Below are 22,946 nucleotides of genomic sequence, written 5' to 3'. Positions count from 1 at the left end.
CTGCCATGCACCCTGCAATCTGTTTGCGCTACGTGAGCCTGGGGTTATTGCTCGCGTTTGCCGGCACCGCTCAAGCCTTTGAGGAGTGCCAATTCAACCTCAGCGAACCGATGGTGGATTTGGGCTTGATGAGTCGCCTGGCGCAAAGCGACAGCGCGCCGCAACGCCTGCTCGGCGAGCGCCGTTTGAGCCTGACGTTCACCTGCCCCCAGGCCCAGGACCTGAGCCTGTTTTATCGCGGTACCGCCGCCTCCGCGCAACGTCTGCAATTCACTCCCAACGGCAGCTATGCCATAGAAGTCGGCAACGCCGTGCTCGACGGCCGGGCGGTGGAACTGGGCTTGTTGCCCGGCGCAGGCCAGGCGCCGGTGAGCAGCGCCAGCGTGCTGGAATGGCGGCCCGACCATGGCATCGCGCCGCTGCACCAGAGCACGGTGTTGCAGGGGAAAACCCTGGCATTGCAGTTGACTCTGCGCGCCTGGGCCGACCCGGCCGCCACCCAGGTACGCGACGCCACCACCTGGGAAGTCAGCGGGATGATGTACCACAGCGCAAGCGGGCGTTACCGCGACCTCACGTTGCGCGCCCACTTCGCGCCGACCGCCTGCCAACCGACACTGTCGGACCAGGGCGTCGTGGACTACGGCACGCTGTACGCCAAGGATCTGAGTGCCACCCACGAAACACCGCTACCGACGCGCACCGTACGCCTGAGCGTGACCTGCGATGCTCCGGCCCGCTTCGGCCTGCGCATGAAAGACAATCGCGATGGCTCAGCCACCGGCGGCACCGATGAAACGGCCTATGGTCTGGACCTGGACGCCAGCAACAACAAAATCGGACGTTTCTACCTGACGGTCGACCCAGCGGAATTCAGCGCCGACAGCGTGTCCACGCTGTACCGCACCGACTCCACCAGCAATGGCGCAGCCTGGAGCAGTTCGACTGCGCGGCAGATACCCATGGCTGCCAACAGCCTCATGGGCTTTACCGACAAGACCGGCGTGACTACGGGCCCGCTCGCCATACAGGTCCTGACCGGCACGATGCGCATCAAGACGTACCTGGCCCCCATCCAATCGCTGGATCTGCGCGATGTCGTGCGTATCAATGGGTCCGGCACCCTCGAAATCATTTACTTGTAGGAGTGCGTACCATGAAAATTCCTGCCCTTTGCAGCCTTCTATTATTGACCAGCACCCAGGCGGCGCTGGCGGCCTCGACGGTGGACCTCAGCGTCCAGGGGCTGGTCACGCCCGCCGCGTGCCTGCCGCAACTGTCAAACGGCGGCCTGATTGACTACGGCAAAATATCTCAACAAGACTTGAACCTGGAAACCCGCACCCGTCTTCCCGCCAAGACCCTGTTCTTCGGCATGGCGTGTACCGGCCCGGTACGTTATGCCCTGCGCATGCAAGACAACCGCAGCGACTCGACCCTGGTCGAAAGCGAGATTTACTACGGGCTGGGGTTCGACAGCAACGGCACACCCCTGGGCGTCTACTCCATGACCTTCGATCCTCGGCAGACCCAGGCCAGCAACAACGGGCAACTCTACGGCACCGAATCCACCACCGGGGGCCTGGCATGGCGCACGTCCAACCTCAACCCCATCGACATCGGTTCCAGGAGCTACCTGGGTTTTACGTCGATCGAGGGCAGCGTCAGCGGCCCCACCGCCATTGGCATAATAGGCAGCCACGTCACGGTGCAGACCGTGATCAATGCTCGCAAGCATCTGGACTTGAGCACGCAAACCCCGATTGACGGCTCGGCCACCCTGGAAGTGGTTTATCTCTAGACCTTCTCACAGGTGACGTGCACGTAGCGCGCACGTCCGGCGCCCAGGCCCGCCACGATGGCGCCGAGGCCGATCACTGCGAAGATCCAGCCGATGGCCGTCCAGCCGCCGGTCCAGTCATGCACCACGCCCACAGCGAAAGGGCCAAGGGACGCCAGGGTATAACCGATCCCCTGGGCCATGCTCGACAGGTTGGCGGCTACGTGAGCGTCACGCGAGCGCAGCACAATCAAGGTCAGCGCCAGGCTGAAGGTACCGCCCTGCCCCAGACCGAGCAGAATCGCCCAACCCCACAAACCGTCCAGCGGCGCATACAGGCAGCCGAACAGGCCGCCGAGGGTCAGCAGCATCACCACCACGATCGCCAGGCGCTGGTCCTTGCCACGGGTGGCCAACCATGGCGCGGCCAGGGAACTGAACAATTGCACAATGATCGAGCCGGACAACGCCAATCCCGCCTCTGTGGCACTCAGGCCACGGCCGATCAGGATCGACGGCAACCAGCCGAACACGATGTAGGCCAGGGACGATTGCAGGCCCATGTACAAGGTCACTTGCCAGGCCAACGGGTCACGCAGTAGCCCCTTCACACGGTAAGCGACGCGGTGTGCGCCGTGCTTCTGCCCCACTTGCGGCAACCAGAACAACGCCGCCAACAGCGCTGGCAGAATCCAGAACCCCAGACCAAGGGGCCAACTGTCGCCGAAGTAATGACTCAAGGGTACCGTGGCCCCTGCCGCCAATGCGGCGCCCAGGCACAGGGCCATGGTGTAAACGCCGGTCATGGCGCCCGCACGTGCGGCGAAGTCGCGCTTGACGATACCCGGCAGCAATACGCCGATGATGCCAATGCTGGCGCCCGCGATCAGGCTGCCGGCAAACAGGCCCACTTCCCCGAATGAACTGCGCAGGATGATCCCGCCAGCCAGGGTCAGCAAGATGCCGAACACCACCCGCTCAGCCCCAAAGCGTCGGGCCAGGATCGGCGCCATGGGCGCGAACAGGCCCAGGCACAACACCGGCAGGGTGGTCAGTAAACCGGCTTGGGCGGCCGACAGGCCCAGGCTGCTGGAGACGTCGGCCAACAGCGGCGACAGGCTCGACAAGGCCGGGCGCAAGTTGAGCGCGACCAGGATCAGGCCCAGCAACAGCAACCAGGGCCGGCTCACCCGCGGGTGGCTGTGCTGCACCTCGTCGTCATCGGCCTCGGCGTCAATCAACAACTCTTCAAGTTCGGGCGTGCGTTGGGTTTCAGGGTTCATTGATCAACTGCCGGCAGAGGGATTTGGCACGTTCGGGGTCTTGCTGCTCCACGGCGTCAAGCAGGGCAACGTGCAAGTCGAACACGGCCTGGCGACGCGGTGAAAGGTTCAGGGTCTGGCGCAACTGCGCGCCGACGATAGCGGAGAAATACTGATACAGCTCGCTCAACGCCGGGTTGTGTGCGGCGTCCACCAAGCGTTGGTGAAACGCCAGGTCAGCGCTGATATAGGCCTCGAGGTCGCCCTGATACAGCGCGGCGCTGGCATCCAGCGCTGTGCGCAACGCTCGCAGGTCACTTGCAGTACGGCGTTGCGCAGCAAGGCCGATGGCCTCCACTTCCAGAATCTGCCGCGTCTCCTGCGCCTGCCCCAGGGTGCAATGAGACAACGCACGCATCGTGCCCAACGGGTCGGTCATCGAGCGCAGATAACTGCCGTCGCCCTGGCGGATTTCGATCAACCCGGAGAATGCCAACACGCGCATGGCTTCGCGCACGGTGTTACGGCTGATCCCCAGTTCGGCGCACAGTTCGGGCTCGGTGGGCAGGCGTTCGCCAACGGCCCACACACCCTCGGCAATGCGCACACGCAGTTGTTCCAGCGCCTGGTCAACCAGGGAGCGTTTGATCAGCGGGGCAATGTCTGTCATGGGCTTTACGCTTTCGTCCAATCATAGGATGAATTTTCCTACAGCCTATTAGGAGTCGCCTACAAAGGCAACGCACTAGGGTTTTTAGGCAGGGAAAGGAGCAGTATTTTCGATTGGTAAAATTACCCTCAGAGGGTAATTATTGGACTCAGGTGTCTTATGGAAAAGTACACACCTCATTACGATCTGGCCTTGATCAAGGCGCAAGTCATCCGGCTGGGCCACAGAGCCTTTACGGCAACTGCGCGGGAGAGCGCTCGTCAACTTGAATTGAGCATCGGCCAGATGCGGTTGGCGGTCTGCGCCCTTGAAACGCGAATGTTGTACAAATCGATGACAACCTATGCAGACCACCGGATATGGCAGGACGTCTATCTGATCAAGATGTACGGTACGGAGATTTACATCAAGGTGACTCACCGCCCAGGCGGCGAAGCTCCCGTAATCTCCTTCAAGGAGAAAACCTTATGAAAACCCAACAATGCGTGAATTGCGGAACCCATGATGGAATGCAGTATTTCGCAGGTCGCACCTTCACCATCAACACACGCGGCATGATGCGCGACATTCCAAACATCGCGGGCTGGGAATGCCAGGTTTGTAAGGAAATCGAATTCGATCATGACGATGACAGCGCAGAGCGTTATTCCGATGCCAGTGACCAATTGTTGATTGATGGGAGAAAAATCATCGCGGCTGAAATGAAGCGAATCCGTCGCAAACTGCACCTCACTCAGAAGGAGGCAGTGAAGCTGTTGACTGTGCGCGGGCAAAACTCATTTTCTCGCTACGAAAGGGCTGAGGTTTTCCCTCCTGAACCATTGTTTACACTCATGCGCCTACTGGATAAGCATCCGCATCTGCTGGCCGAGATCGAGGCGCTCAATGTCGGAGAAGACCTCAATCGCCTGCTCATAGCAAAAGATCAGCAACAACGTGCGGCCCAAGCATCCTGAACAGATCAACAGGCAAAAATAAACCCGGCACCAGACCGGGTTTATTTTTTCAAACGTCGATCAATGCAATATCTGGCTCAAGAACAACTTGGTCCGCTCATTCTGCGGGTTATCAAAGAAGTCATTCGGCGCCGCCTGCTCGACGATCTCGCCCTTGTCCATGAAGATCACGCGATTGGCCACTGTGCGGGCAAAGCCCATTTCGTGGGTCACGCACAACATGGTCATGCCGTCTTCGGCCAGGCCGATCATGGTGTCCAGTACCTCTTTGACCATCTCTGGGTCCAGCGCCGATGTCGGCTCGTCGAACAACATGATTTTGGGCTTCATGCACAGCGCGCGGGCAATCGCCACACGCTGTTGCTGACCACCTGAAAGCTGCCCGGGAAACTTGTGGGCCTGCTCCGGAATGCGCACACGCTCCAGGTAGTGCATGGCGATTTCCTCGGCCTTGCGCTTGGGCATCTTGCGCACCCACATCGGCGCCAGCGTGCAGTTTTGCAGGATGGTCAAATGCGGGAACAGGTTGAAGTGCTGGAACACCATACCGACTTCGCGGCGGATCGCTTCGATCTGCTTGAGGTCGTTGGTCAGCTCCACCCCATCGACCACAATGCGGCCTTGCTGGTGCTCTTCCAGGCGGTTGAGGCAGCGGATGGTGGTGGACTTGCCCGAGCCCGATGGGCCGCACAGCACGATACGCTCGCCCTGCTTGACGTTGAGGTTGATGTCTTTCAACACGTGGAACTGGCCGTACCACTTGTTGACGCCCTGCATCTGGATAATGCCTTCAGGGCTCACAGGCTGTTTGATTGCTTCGCTCATCAAAAAACTCCTAACGCTTGTGGCCAGTGTCGAGCTTGCGTTCCAGATGCATGGAATAGCGCGACATACCAAAACAGAAAATCCAGAACACCAGGGCGGCGAACACATAGCCTTCGGTGGCCATGCCCAGCCATTTGGGGTCGGCGGCGGCTTGCTTGACGCTGTTGAGCAGGTCGAACAGGCCGATGATGATCACAAGGCTGGTGTCCTTGAACAGGGCAATGAAGGTGTTGACGATCCCAGGGATCACCATCTTCAAGGCTTGCGGCAAGATCACCAGGCCCATGCTGCGCCAGTAGCCCAGACCCATCGCCGCAGCGGCTTCATATTGGCCCTTGGGAATCGCCTGCAAACCACCGCGCACCACTTCGGCCACATAGGCCGACTGGAACAGGATCACACCGATCAGCGCCCGCAGCAGCTTGTCGAAGTTCATGCCTTCGGGCAGGAACAGCGGCAGCATCACCGAAGACATGAACAGCACGGTGATCAACGGCACGCCGCGCCAGAACTCGATGAAGGTCACGCAGACCACCCGAATGGCGGGCATGTTCGAACGCCGTCCCAGCGCCAGCACAATGCCCAGCGGCAAGGCGCCGGCGATGCCCACGGTGGCGATCACCAGGGTCAGCATCAGGCCGCCCCACTGGCTGGTCGCCACGTTGCTCAGCCCGAACACGCCGCCATGCAGCAAGCAGTAGGCAATGATCGGGTACAGCACCAAAAAGCCCAGGCCATAGATCGCCTTGCGTGGGAAACGCGAGATGAACAACGGCGCCACGCCCACGATGGCCAGCCATACCGTCATGTCCACGCGCCAGCGCAGGTCGACGGGGTAATAGCCATACATGAACTGCCCGAAGCGCTGTTGGATAAACACCCAACAGGCGCCCTCCTTGGTGCAGTCGGCGCGGGTGGTGCCCACCCAGTTGGCATCGAGGATGGCCCAGTGCAGGATCGGTGGCACCACCAGGTACACCAGGTAGATCGCCAGCAAGGTCAGCAGTGTATTGAGCCAGCTCGAGAACAAGTTGGCGCGCATCCAGGCCACCGGCCCGAAGACTTTGCTCGGCGGTGGCATGTCAGGTTTGAACGTATGCGTAGTCATGGGTGTGTCCTCACCGCTCGATCAGCGCAATGCGCTTGTTGTACCAGTTCATCAGCAGGGAAATGCTGATGCTGATCGCCAGGTACACGCTCATGGTGATGGCAATGACTTCAATGGCCTGGCCGGTCTGGTTGAGTACCGTGCCGGCAAACAGCGAAACCATTTCCGGATAACCGATACCGGCGGCCAACGACGAGTTTTTCGCCAGGTTCAGGTATTGGCTGGTCAGCGGCGGAATGATCACGCGCAACGCTTGCGGAATGATGACCTTGCGCAGCGTCGGCCCCGGGCGCAGGCCCAGTGAACGTGCCGCTTCGGTCTGGCCATGGCTGACGGACTTGATGCCCGAGCGCACGATCTCGGCAATAAATGCCGCCGTGTACACCGTCAGCGCCAAGGTCAACGCCAACAACTCTGGGATCAGTACCCAGCCACCGACAAAGTTGAAGCCCGCAAGCTTGGGCATTTCCCAATGCAATGGCGTACCGAAGATCAACACGCACAACGCCGGGATCACCACCAGCAGCGCCAGGCCCGCCCAGAATTTATGGAAAGGAATCCCCGTCGCTTCAAAGCGCTTGTTGGCCCAGCGGGTCATCAGCACGATGGCAACGATGGCGACCGCCAGGCTGGCGACAAACGGCCAGAACCCATCGGACGCCAGCGCTGCCGGCATGTTCAAGCCACGGCTGCTGACAAAGAAGGTGTCACCGAAGTTATGGCTGTTGCGCGGCCCTGGCATGGTCAGGAACACCGCGAAGTACCAGAACAGGATTTGCAGCAGCGGCGGAATGTTGCGGAATACCTCCACGTACACCGTCGCCAGCTTGTTGATCATCCAGTTGGGCGACAAGCGTGCCACGCCGATGATGAAGCCGAGCAGGGTTGCCAGCACCACACCGATGACGGTCACCAGCAAAGTGTTGAGCAGGCCGATGACAAACACCCGGGCATAGCTGTCCGATTCGGTGTAATCGATCAAATGCTGCGCGATGCCGAAACCGGCACTGCGCTCAAGAAAGTCGAAACCCGAGGTGATGCCCCGGTGTTGCAGGTTGGTCTGGGTGTTATGGAACAGGTACCAGCCCAGCGAGACCACCGCCACGATCGTGATGATCTGGAACAGCCACGCACGCACTTTGGGGTCGCTGAAGCTGAGCCTCTGCTTGGGTGCGCCGATTTGATTTTGCATGAAGTGCCCCGAAAATAATGGAACAGAACATCACCCGGCAGTTGGCCTACCGGGTGACAGAACCATCAGCGATCAGCGCACAGGGGGTGCGTATTGAATGCCGCCGTTGTTCCACAGGGCGTTCAGGCCACGGTCGATTTCCAGCGGCGTGCTCTTGCCCAGGTTGCGCTCGAACATCTCGCCGTAGTTACCCACTTGCTTGACGATCTGTACCACCCAGTCCTTCTTCACTTTCAGGTCTTTACCGTATTCGCCGTCGGCACCGAGCAGACGCGCAACGTCCGGGTTCTTGGTGGCCTTGGCTTCAGCTTCGACGTTCTTGGAGGTCACACCGGCCTCTTCAGCGTTGAGCATGGCGTAGCCCACCCAGCGCACGATGGCCAGCCACTCGTCATCACCGTTACGCACGACCGGGCCCAGGGGCTCCTTGGAAATGGTTTCCGGCAGCACCACGTAGTCTTTCGGCGAAGCCAGCTTGCTGCGCTGGGCGAACAGCTGGGATTTGTCGGACGTCAGCACGTCGCAACGCCCGGACTCCAGCGACTTGGCGCTTTCATCGGAGGTGTCGAAGGTGATCGGGGTGTATTTGAGGTTGTTAGCGCGGAAATAGTCGGAAACGTTCAGCTCGGTGGTGGTACCGGCCTGGATGCAGATGGTTGCACCGTCCAGTTCCTTGGCGCTCTTGACGCCCAGCTTGTTGTTCACCAGAAAGCCGATGCCGTCGTAGTAGGTAATGAAGCCCGGGAATTTCAGGCCCATGCCCGCATCGCGGGAGCTGGTCATGGTGGTGTTGCGCGACAGGATGTCGACTTCGCCTGACTGAAGCGCGGTGAAACGCTCCTTGGCGTTCAACTGGCTGAACTTGACCTTGGTGGCATCGCCAAATACGGCAGCCGCCACAGCGCGGCAATAGTCAGCGTCGATCCCGAGGATCTTGCCGCTGGCATCCGGCACCGAGAAACCCGGCAGGCCGTCACTCACACCGCACTGCACAAAGCCTTTCTTCTGCACGGCGTCCAGGGTGGCGCCCGCCTGGGCAAAACCACTGACACCCAGTACAGCCGCCGCAGAGACGATGGCCAGGGTGGATTTCAATACCTTCATTACAAACCTCCAATTGCTCTTGTTGTGTCGGAGCTCCAACCTCAGCGCACCCTTATGAGGCGATATCGACCCGTGTTGGTTTTTTTTGGGGCCAAGCAGCATGAGGTTTTTGCGGTAATTCCAGTTGCTTTCCCACGAGCGGCAGTCACTGATAGTGTTACCGCCCTGGGAGAGTTCTGACATCGAGCTACACATAGCAAGGCGCGTACCAGAGTCTTGGCCGAGTGGCTGTAACTGCGCTTCGATGGCAAAAGATTCAACCTTGCGACATTCTCTTAACAGATCAACCTGTCGCGCACCGTTCCGACGCACCTCATCGGAGCGCCCGCACACCTATGGAGCAAACATGACCGAACCCTTGATTCTTCAGCCCGCCAAGCCCGCAGACGCCTGCGTTATCTGGCTGCATGGCCTGGGCGCCGATCGCTACGACTTCCTGCCAGTGGCCGAAGCCCTGCAGGAAACCCTGCTGACCACCCGCTTCGTTTTGCCCCAGGCGCCCACGCGCCCGGTGACGATTAACGGTGGCTACGAGATGCCGAGCTGGTACGACATCAAGGCCATGAGCCCGGCCCGTTCGATCAGCCTGGAAGAACTGGAAGCGTCGGCAAAAATGGTCACAGACCTGATCGAGGCGCAACAGAGAACCGGAATAGACACCTCGCGAATTTTCCTCGCCGGTTTTTCTCAAGGTGGCGCGGTGGTTTTCCATACCGCGTTCAAGAAATGGGAGGGACCCTTGGGCGGTGTGATCGCCCTCTCCACCTATGCGCCCACCTTCGATAATGACCTGCAATTATCCGCCAGCCAGCAACGCATCCCCACGCTCTGCCTGCATGGCCAGTACGACGAAGTGGTGCAGAACGCCATGGGCCGCAGCGCCTACGAGCATTTGAAGAGCCGTGGTGTCACCGTGGCATGGCAGGAATACCCAATGGGCCACGAAGTGTTACCCCAAGAGATACACGATATAGGCACTTGGCTGACTGAACGCCTGCGCTGAATCCCGTGTTTATGTAGCCGTATGACAGACGCACTACGCCGCGCCCGATTCTTGCATTACACTGGCCGGCGTACATTCCTTAATCAATTAATGAGATGACCGTGCTCAAAGCACTCAAGAAGATGTTCGGCAAAAGCGAGGCTGAGCCGCTCGCGCCTGTTCCCAGTGCTCCTGCCCCCAAGCCCGGCAACCGCAATGACGGTCAACAGCCCGGCCGGAACGCGCCCGCCGCCTCACCGAACAAAACCACGGTGACGCCGCCTGAACAGGTAAAGCCTGCCGCACCCACCCCAGCGCCTGTGGCCAAGCCCCGTCGCGAACGTGCGCCCAAACCGCCCGTGACCCCCTGGAAACTCGAAGACTTCGTCGTCGAACCCCAGGAAGGCAAAACCCGCTTCCACGATTTCAAACTGGCCCCGGAACTGATGCACGCCATCCAGGACCTGGGTTTCCCGTACTGCACGCCCATCCAGGCACAAGTGCTGGGCTTCACCCTGGCGGGCAAAGACGCCATCGGTCGTGCCCAGACCGGCACCGGCAAGACCGCCGCGTTCCTGATCTCGATCATTACCCAACTGCTGCAAACGCCGCCGCCCAAAGAGCGCTACATGGGTGAACCGCGTGCGCTGATCATCGCGCCCACCCGCGAGCTGGTGGTGCAGATCGCCAAGGACGCCGCCGACCTGACCAAGTACACCGGCCTCAACGTCATGACGTTTGTGGGCGGCATGGACTTCGACAAGCAGCTCAAGCACCTTGAAGCCCGTCATTGCGACATCCTCGTCGCCACCCCGGGCCGCCTGCTCGACTTCAACCAGCGTGGCGATGTGCACTTGGACATGGTCGAAGTGATGGTGCTGGACGAAGCCGACCGCATGCTCGACATGGGCTTTATCCCGCAAGTTCGCCAGATCATTCGCCAGACGCCGCCGAAAACCGAGCGCCAGACCCTGCTGTTCTCCGCGACTTTCACCGAAGACGTGATGAACCTCGCCAAGCAGTGGACCACCGACCCATCCATCGTCGAGATCGAAGCACTCAACGTTGCCAGCGAAAACGTCGAGCAGCATATCTACGCCGTCGCCGGTGCCGACAAGTACAAGCTGCTCTACAACCTGGTCAACGACAACGGTTGGGAGCGCGTGATGGTATTCGCCAACCGCAAGGACGAAGTGCGCCGCATTGAAGAACGCCTGGTGCGCGACGGCGTCAACGCCGCGCAACTGTCGGGTGATGTGCCGCAGCACAAACGCATCAAGACCCTGGAAGGCTTCCGTGAAGGCAAGATCCGCGTGCTGGTGGCTACCGATGTAGCCGGTCGCGGTATTCACATCGACGGCATCAGCCACGTGATCAACTTCACCCTGCCGGAAGTACCGGACGACTACGTACACCGCATCGGCCGTACCGGGCGTGCTGGGGCTGCGGGTGTGTCGATCAGCTTTGCGGGCGAGGATGACTCGTACCAGTTGCCGTCCATCGAGGCATTGCTGGGGCGCAAGATCAGCTGTGAAACGCCGCCGACGCATTTGTTGCGCGCAGTAGAGCGCAAACGCCCTTGAGCTGAAATGCGGTAAAAAATGTGGGAGCGGGCTTGTGTGGGAGCTGGCTTGCCTGCGATGCAGACACCTCGGTTTTTCAGTCACGCCGAGGTGATGCTATCGCAGGCAAGCCAGCTCCCACATTGGTTTCTGCGTCTGGCTGGCTACTTCCAGCGATCCGCTGCGGCGTGGTCACTGCTGCGTCCTTCTACCCAACGCGGCCCCTCACTGGTGTTTTCCTTCTTCCAGAACGGCGCCCGCGTCTTCAAGTAATCCATCACAAACGCACAGGCATCAAACGCTGCCTGCCGATGCGCACTGGCGGCGCCGACAAACACAATCGGCTCGCCCGGTTCCAGCGCGCCGATACGGTGCAGCACCTCCAGCTTGAGTAACGGCCAGCGCTGTTCGGCTTCCACGGCGATCTTGGCCAGGGCCTTTTCGGTCATGCCGGGGTAGTGTTCCAGGAACATCCCCGCCACCTCGCGCCCGTCATTGAAGTCGCGTACATAGCCGACAAAGCTCACCACCGCGCCCACGCCCACGTTGGCCGCGTGCATGGCGTTGACTTCGGCACCGGGATCAAAGGCTTCGACCTGCACACGAATGGCCATGGTCAGCCTCCGGTCACGGGTGGGAAGAAGGCGACTTCATCGCCGGCTTGCACCGGCTCGTCCAGGCTGCACAACTCCTCGTTGCGCGCGCACATCAGGCTCGCTTCGTTGAGCACGGCGAATTCCGGGTCAGAAGCCAGCGCGAGGCGCACGGCATCAACGTTGGCAAACTCGCCTTCCATCTCCAGCGAATCGAAACCCACCGCTTCGGCGTAGCGCGCAAAAAACAGTACGTTGATACTCATTGCTCATCCGCCTTGAAATGCCCGCTCTTACCGCCCAGCTTTTCCAGCAGGCGAATACTCTCAATTGTCATGCCGCGATCCACCGCCTTGCACATGTCGTAGATCGTCAGGGCCGCGACGCTGGCGGCGGTCAGGGCTTCCATCTCGACGCCGGTCTGGCCGGAGAGTTTGCAGCGCGCCACGATACGAACCGCGTCTGCACCGTCGGCACTCAGCTCCACCTTGACGCCGGTGAGCATCAACGGGTGGCAAAGGGGAATCAAGTCGCTGGTTTTTTTTGCCGCCTGAATCCCGGCAATGCGGGCCACGGCAAACACGTCGCCCTTGGGATGGGCGCCGTCGACAATCATTTGCAGGGTGGCGGGCAACATGCGCACCCGCGCTTCGGCCACTGCCTCACGGAACGTCACGGCTTTTTCGGTGACGTCGACCATATGGGCGCGACCTTGGGAATCGAGATGAGTCAGCACAGCGATACTCCTGATCAGGAGCAACGATTGTAAACCTGTAGGTCAAATTTGCGCAGGGCTGTTTATTCCATAGATGACTGTGGCGCGGGAGCAAGCTCCCTCGCCACAGGGCACCAGTGCAGGGTTAGAAACGGAAGGTAAACCCGGCGTTGATCCCGTTGTTGTTACCGCGGTTGGACAGCAAGCCGCTGTAGTTCAGCGACACCAGGGTGTCTTTGGTCAAGGCCATTTCCGCACTGGCCTTGATCACCGCGCCATCCCGGGCGACGGGCACGCTATTAACAGCAAAAGCAGTGTCGCTGCCGGCAAACTTCAGCGAGGCTTCGCGATCGGTATCACCGAACTGATGCTCCCAACCCAGCTCACCGCGCAACGTCACTGCCGAGGTGGAGCTGACTGGCAACTGCGTATGCGCACGCAGGCCCACCGTAGATAGCGTCGCGTCCTGGCTTTGTTTGCTGGCGTGCAAGGCAGCGGCGCCGCCTTTTTCCTTGAACGAGTCGCTCTGGTAGTTCAGGTACGTGAGGTTGGCGAAGGGTTCGAATTGGTTCCATTGGGTGTAGCCGATCTCGGCAAACACTTGGTCGGTGCGCGCATTGTAATCGGCCTTGGCATAGTCCGACTGGTTGGCGTAAGCAACCCGCCGCGAAGTATCCAGACGGTGCCAGGTGGTAGCGCCGCCCAGGCGTAAGGCAATCGCCTCGAAGCGTTTACCGCCATACACCGACAGGTGATAGTTGTCGCTGTCCGCCGAAGCCGACTGGCCATTCAGGTGGCTCTGGGTATAACCGGTCGCCGCCCCCACGCGCCAGCCGTCGCTGACCTCGGTATCCAGCCCCAGCAACACCCCACTGGTGAACGAGGAATAGCCACTGGCGTTGTTGTCACCGCTGACGTTATTGCGCCCACCGAGCAGCTGCACCCAGCCGCCGTTGTCATGGCTATCGATCTGCGCGCTGGAATCCAGTGCCTGGGCCTGTTGCAAACGAGCATTGACCGCTTCGCGAAGGTATCGACTGTCGGCCATTTGCGCCGCTGCAACATCAGAATGCAGCTGCCCCGACAATCGCTTGAATGCATCCCGAGCCTGGGCAGCGGAATCGGAAGCCAACAGGCTTTCGTAAACCGGACTGCCGGCGCCCAGCTTCTCGGCCGCCGTCGCCACAGCCCGTTCGTTGCGGGTTTGCGCGACGCTGGCGAAGGTGGTCTGGTTGCGTGCTATCGCAAGGGTCAGTTGGTTCGGTTGGTAAGCGAGTTGCGTGCCGATGAACAGGTAGTTGGGCGCGAACGCCGCAAACTGGCCATTGATACTCTGGCTGGCGCTGAGGATGTTGAACTGCTGGCCCAACAAGCTACGCGCCTCAGTGGCGGACAGCAGGTTTGGGCTGTTCTCTAAAGACACGGTCACCACACCGCCATTGAGGGTTGCAACACCGCTGCTCTGGATTTGGTCGCTGCGGCCACTGGTACCGACTTCGACGGCATACACCGAGCCAGGATTGAAGGTCACGTCGCCAGTACGCAGTGTGCCAATCGAATGCCCTGGTGCCACGCGCCCGCCATTGTTGACAGTTAAGGCGCCCACCGTGCCGGTGCCGGCCAGGGTGCCGCCCACTGTGGTCATTACGCCATTGTCCGCATTACGCGTGCCCACGGCACTACCATCCACCGTCACGGCAGAGGTCAACGCACCGTCCACCGACAATTTGCCACCGCGAACCCAGGTACTGCCTGAATAAGTGTTCTGGCCTTCCAATACCAGCTCGCCATCCCCGAACTTGACCAGGCTACCCACATAGGTGCTGCCAGTGAGCACGTCCTGGCCACGGGTGAGCATCGCCTGCTCCCTGGCATGACCGATCTCGTATTCGAACTGATCATCGGCCGAGGCATTGGCGGGCAGGCCATTGAGCCAGCCTTTTTGCTGTTTGGTGGCAGCCCAGGTCGCCTGTTCGGCAGCGCCTTCTACGCGGCGGGCGCGAATGGCTTCATCGGAAATCGGGTTGGCCCAGATATCGCGGGTACCGCTGGGCAACGCCACTGCCACAGCCCCGAGGAACTGCCCCGGCCCTTGCATGGCTTTTTGCAGGTTGGGCAAGCCCCAGCCACTGACCACACCTGGTACTTGTGGGACACCCGGCGCGGCATCGTGCACCGGTTGCAGGTTGTCGTAGGTGCGGCCTCCGGTCAGCTCGCCAACCGGCGTGTCCGGGCCATCCGGCGCTTGCAGGCTGGAGGTGGTCAGCAACACGTCCCGCGCCTGGCTGGGCGTCATATAGGGGAAGCGTTGCATCACTAGCGCCAAGGCCCCGGAGACGCTCGGCGCGGCGGCCGAGGTGCCGTTTGCATTCGGGATGAGTTCGCCCTCGGGGCCGGCAGACGGAATGCCCGACACGCCCATCACGCACCACCACTTGGACGTACCGCAGCGGTTATAGACCTGGGCGCTGGTCTCGTCATAGCCCGTGATCGAAAGGAACTTGCCTTCGATATCCGGTTTGAAAAACGGCAGGTTCGCGTTGGTGTAGGGGTTGGCTCCGTGGCTGTCGTTGCCCGCCGAGATGATCTGGATAAAGGTGTTCTGACGGGCCGCGTCGGCCATGGCGTCCATCCAGGTTTTTTGCCCTGCATGAGCCTTGTCCCAGAACGGGCGATAGGCGGCGGTCATGTCACGCAGGTTTTGCGCGGCGCTGTCGCCGACGTTACCGAAGTGGTTCTCCACATCATCGCGCGAGCTCTGCCCCCAGCTCTGATTGACAATCGCCACGTTCTTCGCCGCCAGGGCGTTGTAGCTGGCCATGAACGCGTTGTAGTCGAGGTCGTTGGAGCCTAGGTAGCGGTCGTTGTCGCTGCCGCCGGTGTTGGCGACAAACAGATTGGCGTCGAAGGCAATGCCGTGCATACCGGTGCCGTTGCGGCTGGCGGCCAGCACGCCGGACATTTCCGTGCCATGCCCGTCGTTGAACGCCGAGTCGTATTCCCCTGGAATACTGAAAGGCTCACCCTGCTTGAACTCGCCGCTGGGCACTTCAAGTCGGTAGCGCGGATGGGTGGCGTAGTACTCGCCCGTGGAGGTCACCGCCTGCACCCGGTCCTGGCCCTGGGCATTCTTGCCCTGGAACTCGGAGTGTTCGGTGAGGATGCCTGAGTCCAGCACGCCAACATTGACCCCCTTGCCGGTGATGCCCAAGGCATAGGCGTAATACGCGTTGGTGCGGTCCAGGCCGGAGTTGACCTGGGCCTCCGGCGTCTTCCAGGTTTGCGCGTTGGCACTCCAGTCACGGGTTACGCCCGCCCAGGAAAGACCTGCGCTCAATTGCCCGCTCAGGTTGCTGCTCACGCCCGGCTCTACGTAGGTGTAAGGCTTGGCGGCCGGCAAGTTGGCGATAATAGCCTTGGAGAAGTCGAGGATATTGGTGGTGTAACGGCCGCTGTTGTTGAACAGCTGGCTGCGGTAGTAATCCAGGCGCGAAGCGTAGTCCAGTGGCCGCCGGGTGTCGCCGAGCATGGCGCCGATGGTCAGGTTTTCGGGTTGCAGCTCGTAGTTTTGCTTGAGGGCCGAATCGAACTTGCCGGACTGGGCAGCGAAATCCTTGGCCGCGAGATCGACGATATCCGCGTAGGCAAACCTGAGGTTTTTGTACACGGCGGTATCAGGGCCGAATGAGGCGACGGCTTTCCTGAACGCCGATTCCAATACCTGCGAGGTGTAAGGATTGTCGTCTGCATTGGCCATGGAGCCGTGGCCCAGCCATAAGGCCAGGCCGAGTGCTATGGATGTAAGGGGTATGGTCTTGAAACGAGGGGTGCGATTGCGTTGTGCCACAGTGAAGCGATTACCTGCTACGTCCATTTTCCTTTCCCTTTGGATATGTGCGTCATCAATGAGCGGTGTTTCGGGCTTTTGTAATAGGCAGGGTCACGGTGAAAACCCTGGACAGGTTTTCTAAACGTTCGTCGATTCAAGGAGGTGGTATTCCGACGGGGTCAAACAGTGTTCTTATTGTATTTACCGCAGAAAAAATGTAACAAAATGATTACAGAGATCACAAGCACCCAGGACGCGTTAACGCAGGCAAATCTCGCACAGAACAAAAACCCCGGATTTCGTGAAAAATCCGGGGTTTTTCGCAGCGGTTTCAGCGTAGTTACAGGTGGGACTCGGCGTATTCAGCCAGGATCGAACGTGGCACGCCTTGCAGCGCAATGTGCACGCCGTTCGGGAAGTCCTTGAAGCGTTCCGTCAGGTAAGTCAGCCCGGAGCTGGTCGCGGACAGGTAAGGGGTGTCGATCTGCGCCAGGTTGCCCAGGCACACCACTTTGGAACCGGCGCCGGCACGGGTGATGATGGTTTTCATCTGATGCGGCGTAAGGTTCTGGCATTCATCAATCAGAATCAGGCTTTGCTGGAAGCTGCGACCTCGTATGTAGTTGAGGGATTTGAACTGCAACGGCACTTTGCTGAGGATGTAGTCGACGCTGCCATGGGTGTTTTCGTCATCCATGTGCAAGGCTTCGAGGTTGTCGGTAATCGCCCCCAGCCACGGCTCCATTTTTTCCGCCTCGGTACCGGGCAGGAAACCGATTTCCTGGTCCAGGCCCTGCACGCTGCGGGTGGCGATGATGCGGCGATAGCGTTTGGTCACCATGGTCTGTTCGATGGCGGCGGCCAGGGCCAGGATGGTTTTGCCCGAACCTGCGGCGCCGGTCAGGTTGACCAAGTGGATGTCCGGGTCAAGCAGCGCATACAGCGCCAGGCTCTGGTAGATATCACGCGGTTTCAGGCCCCAGGCTTCCTGGTGCAACAGGGGCTCCTGATGCAGGTCGAGGATCAGCAGCTTGTCGACCTGGATCTCTTTGATCCAGCCCACGAAGCCCTGTTCATCGACAATAAACTCATTGATATGCACGGCCGGCAGGTTGTCGATCAGCTGTACCTGGTGCCAGGTGCGGCCGTGGTCCTGACGGGTTTCGACCTTGCTGACACGGTCCCAGAACGAGCCGGTCATCATGTGATAACCACGCGAGAGCATCGACACGTCGTCGACCAGTTGGTCGGTGCTGTAGTCCTCGGCAGCGATCCCACATGCTCGTGCCTTGAGGCGCATATTGATGTCTTTGGTCACCAGCACCACGCGCAGGTCCTTGTCGCGAGCGTGCAGGTCGATCAATTGGTTGATGATTTTGTTGTCGTTCAGGTTTTCCGGCAGCAGGCTGTTGGGCTCACTGCGCTTGCTCATCAGGATCGACAGCAAGCCCTTGGGCCCGCTTTTGCCACGCTGGATCGGCACACCGACCTCAACATCCTCGGGCGAGGCTTCGCCCAATGTCTTGTCGATCAGACGGATGGCCTGGCGGCATTCGGCGGCAACGCTGTGATGGCCACTTTTGAGTTTGTCGAGCTCCTCAAGCACGATCATCGGGATGGCGACGTGGTGTTCTTCGAAGTTCAGCAGTGCGTTTGGATCGTGGATCAATACGTTGGTATCAAGCACATAAAGGATTGGCTGGTCGGAAGAAGGGTTACGTCCATGATCATCCATACTCGGTCACCTTTGTGGGAGCCATTCGACGCAATACCTGGGCGGTGCTGCGCCTCGATTCGACCACCGACCACACCTGAGTGACGTCAAGTGCAGTGCCCACATTAGGAGTCTTGGAAGACGCCACCTGTGCTGCAGGTTTCGGCGGTCTGACTTCGTAATACCGCAAAACCCATGACAGGAAAAAGCACTTTGACGCTTTTTTGAAGTTTATTTTTCAGGATGACGAATAGCACTAGCCGAGTGCCATGTACCCCGTTAAAGTCGGAAGTCCGCCTGCATCGAAATGTCGCAGCAAATCGCCCCGAAAACACCCCATCCCCAGCAAAGCCGGGCACTTCATCGAAATGCCTCGCGACACTCCTGCCAACCCAAGCCACTCTGCGCCGTAGCCTGCAACACCATCGGCAATGCCACCCGCGCCTTGTCCTGGGTGTCGTGAAACACGATCACGCCTTTGCGCCACAGCAGCATCAACGTCAGCACCCGTTGCGCCGACTCATCTGCCTTGAGCTTGCCCGGCTCGTCCTGGGAATCAATGTCCCATAACGCCACCTGCAGACCCTGTTGCTGGAAGAATCCCTGGCTGTCCGCGCGGCGCTGCCCATACGGTGGGCGGAACAAGGGCACATAGTTTTCCGGCATCAGGTTCTGTACCAGCCCGGCACTGCGGGTGATGGAGCTTTGCCAGTCGACCCAATGGCTGTGGGAGCGGTACTGCCAGCCCTGAAGCCCCACGCACTGCCCTTGGTACAGCGCCTGCACATCGGCGGCGGAACTGCGCTCCACGCGGGTTTGCAAGTTGCTGCCAAGGACAAAGAACGTCGCGTTCATCTTTTGCTTGCGCAGGTAATCGGTGAGCCAGTCGGTATTGCCGCTGACAGGTGCAGGGCCACCGTCGAAGGTCAGTAAAAACATCCGGTCATTGAGTTCATCACCGTTGCGCTCATGATCGCCAAAGCGCGCCACTTCACTGCTGATCTGCGGAAACAGCGCGGCCTTGCGCAACAACTCGTCCAGATAGCGTTCGTGAAAGTGCCGACTGGGGGCGGCCCAGCCTATATAGAAAGAGTTGTCACTGACCTCGAACTTGCCGGCCTGCTCGCGCAGATCGTCCATGTTTTCCACCAGGTAGCAGAACGAGGCATCTTCTTCGCAGCTCTGCTGGGCGAATGTGTAGTTCCCCAACAGCCGTTGCCAGAGCTGGCGACGCAGGTCGTCAATGGCGGCCAGGTTGATGATCTTCAGCCCCAGGCGTTGCTTGAGCGCCGCGTCGTCCAGGGCTTCGCTGGCGAGCAGGCCGTGGGCGAACATCAGGATCTCCGCACGCGAAGCCACATCGAACAGCGCCGGGCTGGCGAGTTTTTCCGGCCAGGTACCACGGTCCAGGCTGGCGACATCCACCGGCGCGGCCTGGGCATTCAGGCACAGCAGGCAAGCGGACAATAAAAGCGCTAATCGCACACGGGGTCTTCCTCTCCAGAGTTACCGCCCATCATAGCGGATCGCATCTATCGCCATCATAGGTGGAGTCAAAACGCCCCAACCCCTAGAATCTCGCCCACGATTCCAGGAGCCAACTTCATGCTGATGGTGATTTCCCCCGCCAAAACCCTCGACTTCGAGTCCAAGCCGGTCACTGCGCGCTTCACCCAGCCGCAGTACCTGGACCACTCCCAGGAACTGATCGAGCAACTGCGCGAACTGAGCCCGGCGCAAATCAGTGAGTTGATGCACGTCTCCGACAAGATCGGTGGCCTCAACGCCGCGCGTTTCGGCAGCTGGACGCCGGCCTTCACTCCGGCCAACGCCAAGCAGGCGCTGCTGGCGTTCAAGGGCGATGTGTATACCGGCCTGAATGCCGAGGCTTTCAGCGAGGCCGATTTCAGCTATGCCCAGGACCATCTGCGTATGCTCTCGGGCCTGTACGGCCTGCTGCGCCCGCTGGACCTGATGATGCCGTATCGCCTGGAGATGGGCACCAAGCTGGCCAACGCCCGCGGCAAGGACCTTTACGCGTTCTGGGGCACACGCATCAGCGAATGGTTGAATGAAGCCCTGGCCGAGCAAGGCGACGATGTGCTGCTTAACCTGGCCTCCAATGAGTACTTCTCGGCGGTCAAGCGCACGGCCCTGAACGCGCGGATCATCAACACCGAGTTCAAGGACCTGAAGAACGGCCAGTACAAGATCATCAGCTTCTACGCCAAAAAGGCCCGGGGCATGATGAGCCGGTTTGTGATTGAAGAACGCATCAACGATCCGGCCAAGCTCAAGCAGTTCGATGTACAGGGCTATCGCTTCAATGCGGAGCAGTCCAAGCCGGATAACCTGGTGTTTTTGCGCGATCACGCACCGGAATAAGGCCTGTACAGCCACCAACATCAACTGTGGGAGCTGGCTTGCCTGCGATAGCGGAGGGTCAGCCGACTCACATGTCGCTGATACACCGCTATCGCAGGCAAGCCAGCTCCCACATTTTTTGCCTGCATTTCACCCCGCCAACCGTCATTTATTTGGCGTCAAAAAACATCAATACACATCTCTAACAATTTCTTCACTCGACACTCGTCGGTTTTTTTCGTAGTGGCACCACTTTTTTTTAACGGTAGTGGCACAAAACTACCCTCTCGCACCAACTCCCCATAACTACTGGCCTAAATAGCAAGTGCTATCAATATAGTACTAGTGCCATCTTTTCTAATATTTCAAAAAATTTCCAGAAAGGGGATGAGCGGCCCGGAACTTCATCCGGAAGCACCGCTCATACCACCGGTAACGAAATTCTCTGTTTACGTAAGAGATGACTTACATACCGACCAATGGAAGTAGCCAAGTTGTCATAAAGCACTCTGGCTCGAAGGTCATATCATCAACTGATTGAGTTGAGGGCGGCGATAAGGACTCATTGCCAACCCCCTAAAGGCCAAGGCAGCGCTGACCTAAATGAGCCAGTGTTAACACCCAAGACATTGATATCAAAAGGCTTCTTGCCTGTATCAAAGCCCTGCGGCACTGGCGCCGGACCCTTCCGCCACGGAAAACCGGCTGCATTTCAGGGCAAGCCCCAATAATAAGGCCACGTTGCGCACAACTTGAGTGCAATAGTTAGTCACTCGCTATTTAACATGCCTGCACGCGGTAAGTCGGCGTCTATTCGCCTAACTTTCGCGGCATCAGTGACGCTTGCAAACATGAACTCCGGCCATCTAATGGCATGATTTAAACATAGAGGTAATTGCGATGCGCATCAGCATATTTGGTTTGGGTTACGTTGGCGCCGTGTGTGCCGGTTGCCTGTCTGCCCGTGGCCATGAAGTGGTCGGCGTAGACATCTCCAAGGACAAGATCGACCTGATCAATGCGGGTAAATCCCCCATCGTTGAACCGGGTCTGGGCGAACTGTTGAGCCAAGGCATCGCAACCGGTCGACTGCGCGGTACCACCAACTTCGCCGAAGCCATCCGCGACACCGACCTGTCGATGATCTGCGTCGGTACGCCGAGCAAGAAGAACGGCGACCTGGAACTGAACTACATCGAGTCGGTATGCCGCGAGATCGGTTTTGTGCTGCGTGACAAGACCACCCGCCACACCATCGTGGTGCGCAGCACCGTATTGCCGGGCACTGTCGCCAACGTGGTAATCCCGATCCTGGAAGACTGCTCCGGCAAGAAAGCCGGCGTCGACTTCGGCGTTGCGGTCAACCCCGAATTCCTGCGTGAATCCACTGCCATCGCCGACTACGACCTGCCACCGATGACCGTTATCGGCGAGTTCGATAAAGCCTCCGGCGATGTGCTGCAATCGCTGTACGAAGAACTCGACGCGCCGATCATCCGCAAGGACATCGCCGTTGCCGAAATGATCAAGTACACCTGCAACGTATGGCACGCCACCAAAGTCACCTTCGCCAACGAGATCGGCAACATCGCCAAGGCCGTCGGCGTTGACGGTCGTGAAGTGATGGAAGTGGTCTGCCAGGACAAGACCCTCAACCTGTCCCAGTACTACATGCGCCCAGGCTTTGCTTTCGGCGGTTCGTGCCTGCCAAAAGACGTGCGTGCCCTGACCTACCGCGCCGGCTCCCTGGACGTGGAAGCACCGTTGCTCAACTCGCTGATGCGCAGCAACGAATCCCAGGTGCAAAACGCCTTCGACATCGTCTCCAGCCACGACAAGCGCAAAGTCGCCCTGCTGGGCCTGAGCTTCAAGGCCGGTACCGATGACCTGCGTGAAAGCCCATTGGTAGAACTGGCGGAAATGCTGATCGGCAAGGGCTACGACCTGAGCATCTACGACAGCAACGTCGAGTACGCCCGTATGCACGGCGCGAACAAGGACTACATCGAAGGCAAGATCCCTCACGTGTCGTCCCTGCTCAACTCGGACTTCGACGAAGTGATCAACAACTCCGACGTGATCATCCTCGGTAACCGTGACGAGAAGTTCCGCGCCCTGGCGCACGAAGCCCCGCACGGCAAGCAAGTGGTCGACCTGGTGGGTTTCATGTCCAAGGCCACCAGCGTGAGCGGCCGTACCGAAGGTATTTGCTGGTAACAGCAACGGCAAGTTTCAGGCTGCCAGTGGCTTACCCCAGCGCTTGCAGCCTGAAGCCTCCTCACCTTGCGGA

20 protein-coding genes are annotated in these 22,946 nt (G+C 59.6%); 8 read left to right on the top strand and 12 right to left on the bottom strand.

Going from position 1 to position 22,946, the window contains the following annotated elements:
• The first annotated feature begins 5 nt into the window (after positions 1 to 5).
• Both JJD66_RS15115 and JJD66_RS15110 read left to right on the top strand, forming a co-directional pair.
• Positions 6 to 1,145, top strand: coding sequence for a DUF1120 domain-containing protein (locus JJD66_RS15115; RefSeq protein WP_200648486.1), 1,140 nt, complete (start codon positions 6 to 8; stop codon positions 1,143 to 1,145).
• A gap of 11 nt (positions 1,146 to 1,156) precedes the next feature.
• Entirely contained in the window at positions 1,157 to 1,801 is a 645-nt protein-coding gene (locus tag JJD66_RS15110; protein ID WP_200648485.1) for a DUF1120 domain-containing protein, read from the top strand.
• Here the strand turns inward: JJD66_RS15110 and JJD66_RS15105 are convergent.
• Positions 1,798 to 3,063 carry a CynX/NimT family MFS transporter gene (locus JJD66_RS15105; RefSeq protein WP_198791260.1) on the bottom strand — a complete coding sequence of 422 codons (1,266 nt, stop codon included), beginning with the start codon at positions 3,061 to 3,063 and terminating at the stop codon, positions 1,798 to 1,800. The genes JJD66_RS15110 and JJD66_RS15105 overlap by 4 nt on opposite strands.
• Positions 3,053 to 3,712: a FadR/GntR family transcriptional regulator gene (locus JJD66_RS15100; RefSeq protein WP_200648484.1), complete on the bottom strand. Its 660-nt coding sequence runs from the start codon at positions 3,710 to 3,712 to the stop codon at positions 3,053 to 3,055. The genes JJD66_RS15105 and JJD66_RS15100 overlap by 11 nt, the downstream gene beginning before the upstream one ends.
• A 159-nt stretch (positions 3,713 to 3,871) precedes the next feature.
• Here JJD66_RS15100 and JJD66_RS15095 point away from each other — a divergent pair, with 159 nt between their 5' ends.
• Both JJD66_RS15095 and JJD66_RS15090 read left to right on the top strand, forming a co-directional pair.
• Complete coding sequence (locus JJD66_RS15095; protein ID WP_054897719.1) at positions 3,872 to 4,183, top strand: type II toxin-antitoxin system MqsR family toxin; 312 nt, start codon at positions 3,872 to 3,874, stop codon at positions 4,181 to 4,183.
• On the top strand, positions 4,180 to 4,668 hold the full coding sequence (locus tag JJD66_RS15090) for a type II toxin-antitoxin system MqsA family antitoxin (RefSeq protein ID WP_200648483.1): 489 nt from the start codon (positions 4,180 to 4,182) through the stop codon (positions 4,666 to 4,668). Before JJD66_RS15095 ends, JJD66_RS15090 begins: the two co-directional genes overlap by 4 nt.
• 60 nt (positions 4,669 to 4,728) lie before the next feature.
• Here JJD66_RS15090 and JJD66_RS15085 read toward each other — a convergent pair whose 3' ends face one another.
• The 4 genes from JJD66_RS15085 to JJD66_RS15070 all read right to left on the bottom strand — a co-directional run bounded on the left by JJD66_RS15085 (position 4,729) and on the right by JJD66_RS15070 (position 8,897).
• Positions 4,729 to 5,493 carry an amino acid ABC transporter ATP-binding protein gene (locus JJD66_RS15085; RefSeq protein WP_010444394.1) on the bottom strand — a complete coding sequence of 255 codons (765 nt, stop codon included), beginning with the start codon at positions 5,491 to 5,493 and terminating at the stop codon, positions 4,729 to 4,731.
• A 10-nt stretch (positions 5,494 to 5,503) separates the two neighbouring features.
• On the bottom strand, positions 5,504 to 6,601 hold the full coding sequence (locus tag JJD66_RS15080; RefSeq protein WP_014717022.1) for an amino acid ABC transporter permease: 1,098 nt from the start codon (positions 6,599 to 6,601) through the stop codon (positions 5,504 to 5,506).
• Between the two features lie 10 nt (positions 6,602 to 6,611).
• Positions 6,612 to 7,793: an amino acid ABC transporter permease gene (locus JJD66_RS15075; RefSeq protein ID WP_200648482.1), complete on the bottom strand. Its 1,182-nt coding sequence runs from the start codon at positions 7,791 to 7,793 to the stop codon at positions 6,612 to 6,614.
• Positions 7,794 to 7,865: 72 nt separating this feature from the next.
• Positions 7,866 to 8,897 (bottom strand): amino acid ABC transporter substrate-binding protein, encoded by a 1,032-nt coding sequence (locus JJD66_RS15070; protein WP_034128697.1) that lies wholly within the window; start codon positions 8,895 to 8,897, stop codon positions 7,866 to 7,868.
• A 346-nt stretch (positions 8,898 to 9,243) separates the two neighbouring features.
• Between JJD66_RS15070 and JJD66_RS15065 the strand changes: the two genes are divergently transcribed.
• Positions 9,244 to 9,900, top strand: a complete 657-nt coding sequence (locus JJD66_RS15065) for an alpha/beta hydrolase (RefSeq protein ID WP_105225836.1) — start codon at positions 9,244 to 9,246, stop codon at positions 9,898 to 9,900.
• 95 nt (positions 9,901 to 9,995) lie between these two features.
• Positions 9,996 to 11,462, top strand: coding sequence for an ATP-dependent RNA helicase RhlB (gene rhlB / locus JJD66_RS15060; RefSeq protein WP_105225835.1), 1,467 nt, complete (start codon positions 9,996 to 9,998; stop codon positions 11,460 to 11,462).
• A gap of 143 nt (positions 11,463 to 11,605) precedes the next feature.
• Here rhlB and moaE read toward each other — a convergent pair whose 3' ends face one another.
• The 6 genes from moaE to JJD66_RS15030 form a co-directional block, all read right to left on the bottom strand.
• A complete protein-coding gene (gene moaE, locus JJD66_RS15055; RefSeq protein WP_105225834.1) occupies positions 11,606 to 12,055 on the bottom strand; it encodes a molybdopterin synthase catalytic subunit MoaE in 450 nt (149 codons plus the stop codon).
• Between the two features lie 2 nt (positions 12,056 to 12,057).
• Positions 12,058 to 12,300, bottom strand: coding sequence for a molybdopterin converting factor subunit 1 (gene moaD / locus JJD66_RS15050; RefSeq protein WP_198714898.1), 243 nt, complete (start codon positions 12,298 to 12,300; stop codon positions 12,058 to 12,060).
• The gene (gene moaC, locus JJD66_RS15045) at positions 12,297 to 12,770 is read right to left on the bottom strand and encodes a cyclic pyranopterin monophosphate synthase MoaC (RefSeq protein WP_198714899.1); all 474 of its coding nucleotides are present in this window, start codon (positions 12,768 to 12,770) and stop codon (positions 12,297 to 12,299) included. Before moaC ends, moaD begins: the two co-directional genes overlap by 4 nt.
• 124 nt (positions 12,771 to 12,894) lie before the next feature.
• Positions 12,895 to 16,623 (bottom strand): autotransporter domain-containing protein, encoded by a 3,729-nt coding sequence (locus JJD66_RS15040; RefSeq protein WP_200648481.1) that lies wholly within the window; start codon positions 16,621 to 16,623, stop codon positions 12,895 to 12,897.
• A 295-nt stretch (positions 16,624 to 16,918) separates the two neighbouring features.
• Positions 16,919 to 18,313: a PhoH family protein gene (locus JJD66_RS15035; RefSeq protein WP_005785025.1), complete on the bottom strand. Its 1,395-nt coding sequence runs from the start codon at positions 18,311 to 18,313 to the stop codon at positions 16,919 to 16,921.
• 339 nt (positions 18,314 to 18,652) lie between these two features.
• On the bottom strand, positions 18,653 to 19,777 hold the full coding sequence (locus tag JJD66_RS15030) for a polysaccharide deacetylase family protein (protein WP_200648480.1): 1,125 nt from the start codon (positions 19,775 to 19,777) through the stop codon (positions 18,653 to 18,655).
• 120 nt (positions 19,778 to 19,897) lie between these two features.
• Between JJD66_RS15030 and yaaA the strand changes: the two genes are divergently transcribed.
• Both yaaA and JJD66_RS15020 read left to right on the top strand, forming a co-directional pair.
• Entirely contained in the window at positions 19,898 to 20,677 is a 780-nt protein-coding gene (gene yaaA / locus JJD66_RS15025) for a peroxide stress protein YaaA (RefSeq protein WP_200648479.1), read from the top strand.
• 879 nt (positions 20,678 to 21,556) lie between these two features.
• Positions 21,557 to 22,873, top strand: coding sequence for a nucleotide sugar dehydrogenase (locus JJD66_RS15020; RefSeq protein ID WP_054898938.1), 1,317 nt, complete (start codon positions 21,557 to 21,559; stop codon positions 22,871 to 22,873).
• The last annotated feature ends 73 nt before the right edge of the window (positions 22,874 to 22,946 follow it).

Source organism: Pseudomonas sp. MF6751 (assembly GCF_016613265.1).
Taxonomy (GTDB): domain Bacteria; phylum Pseudomonadota; class Gammaproteobacteria; order Pseudomonadales; family Pseudomonadaceae; genus Aquipseudomonas; species Aquipseudomonas fluorescens_BV.
The sequence above is the reverse complement of the archived record's forward strand: the minus strand, read 5'-3'. Positions and strand labels throughout refer to the sequence as shown.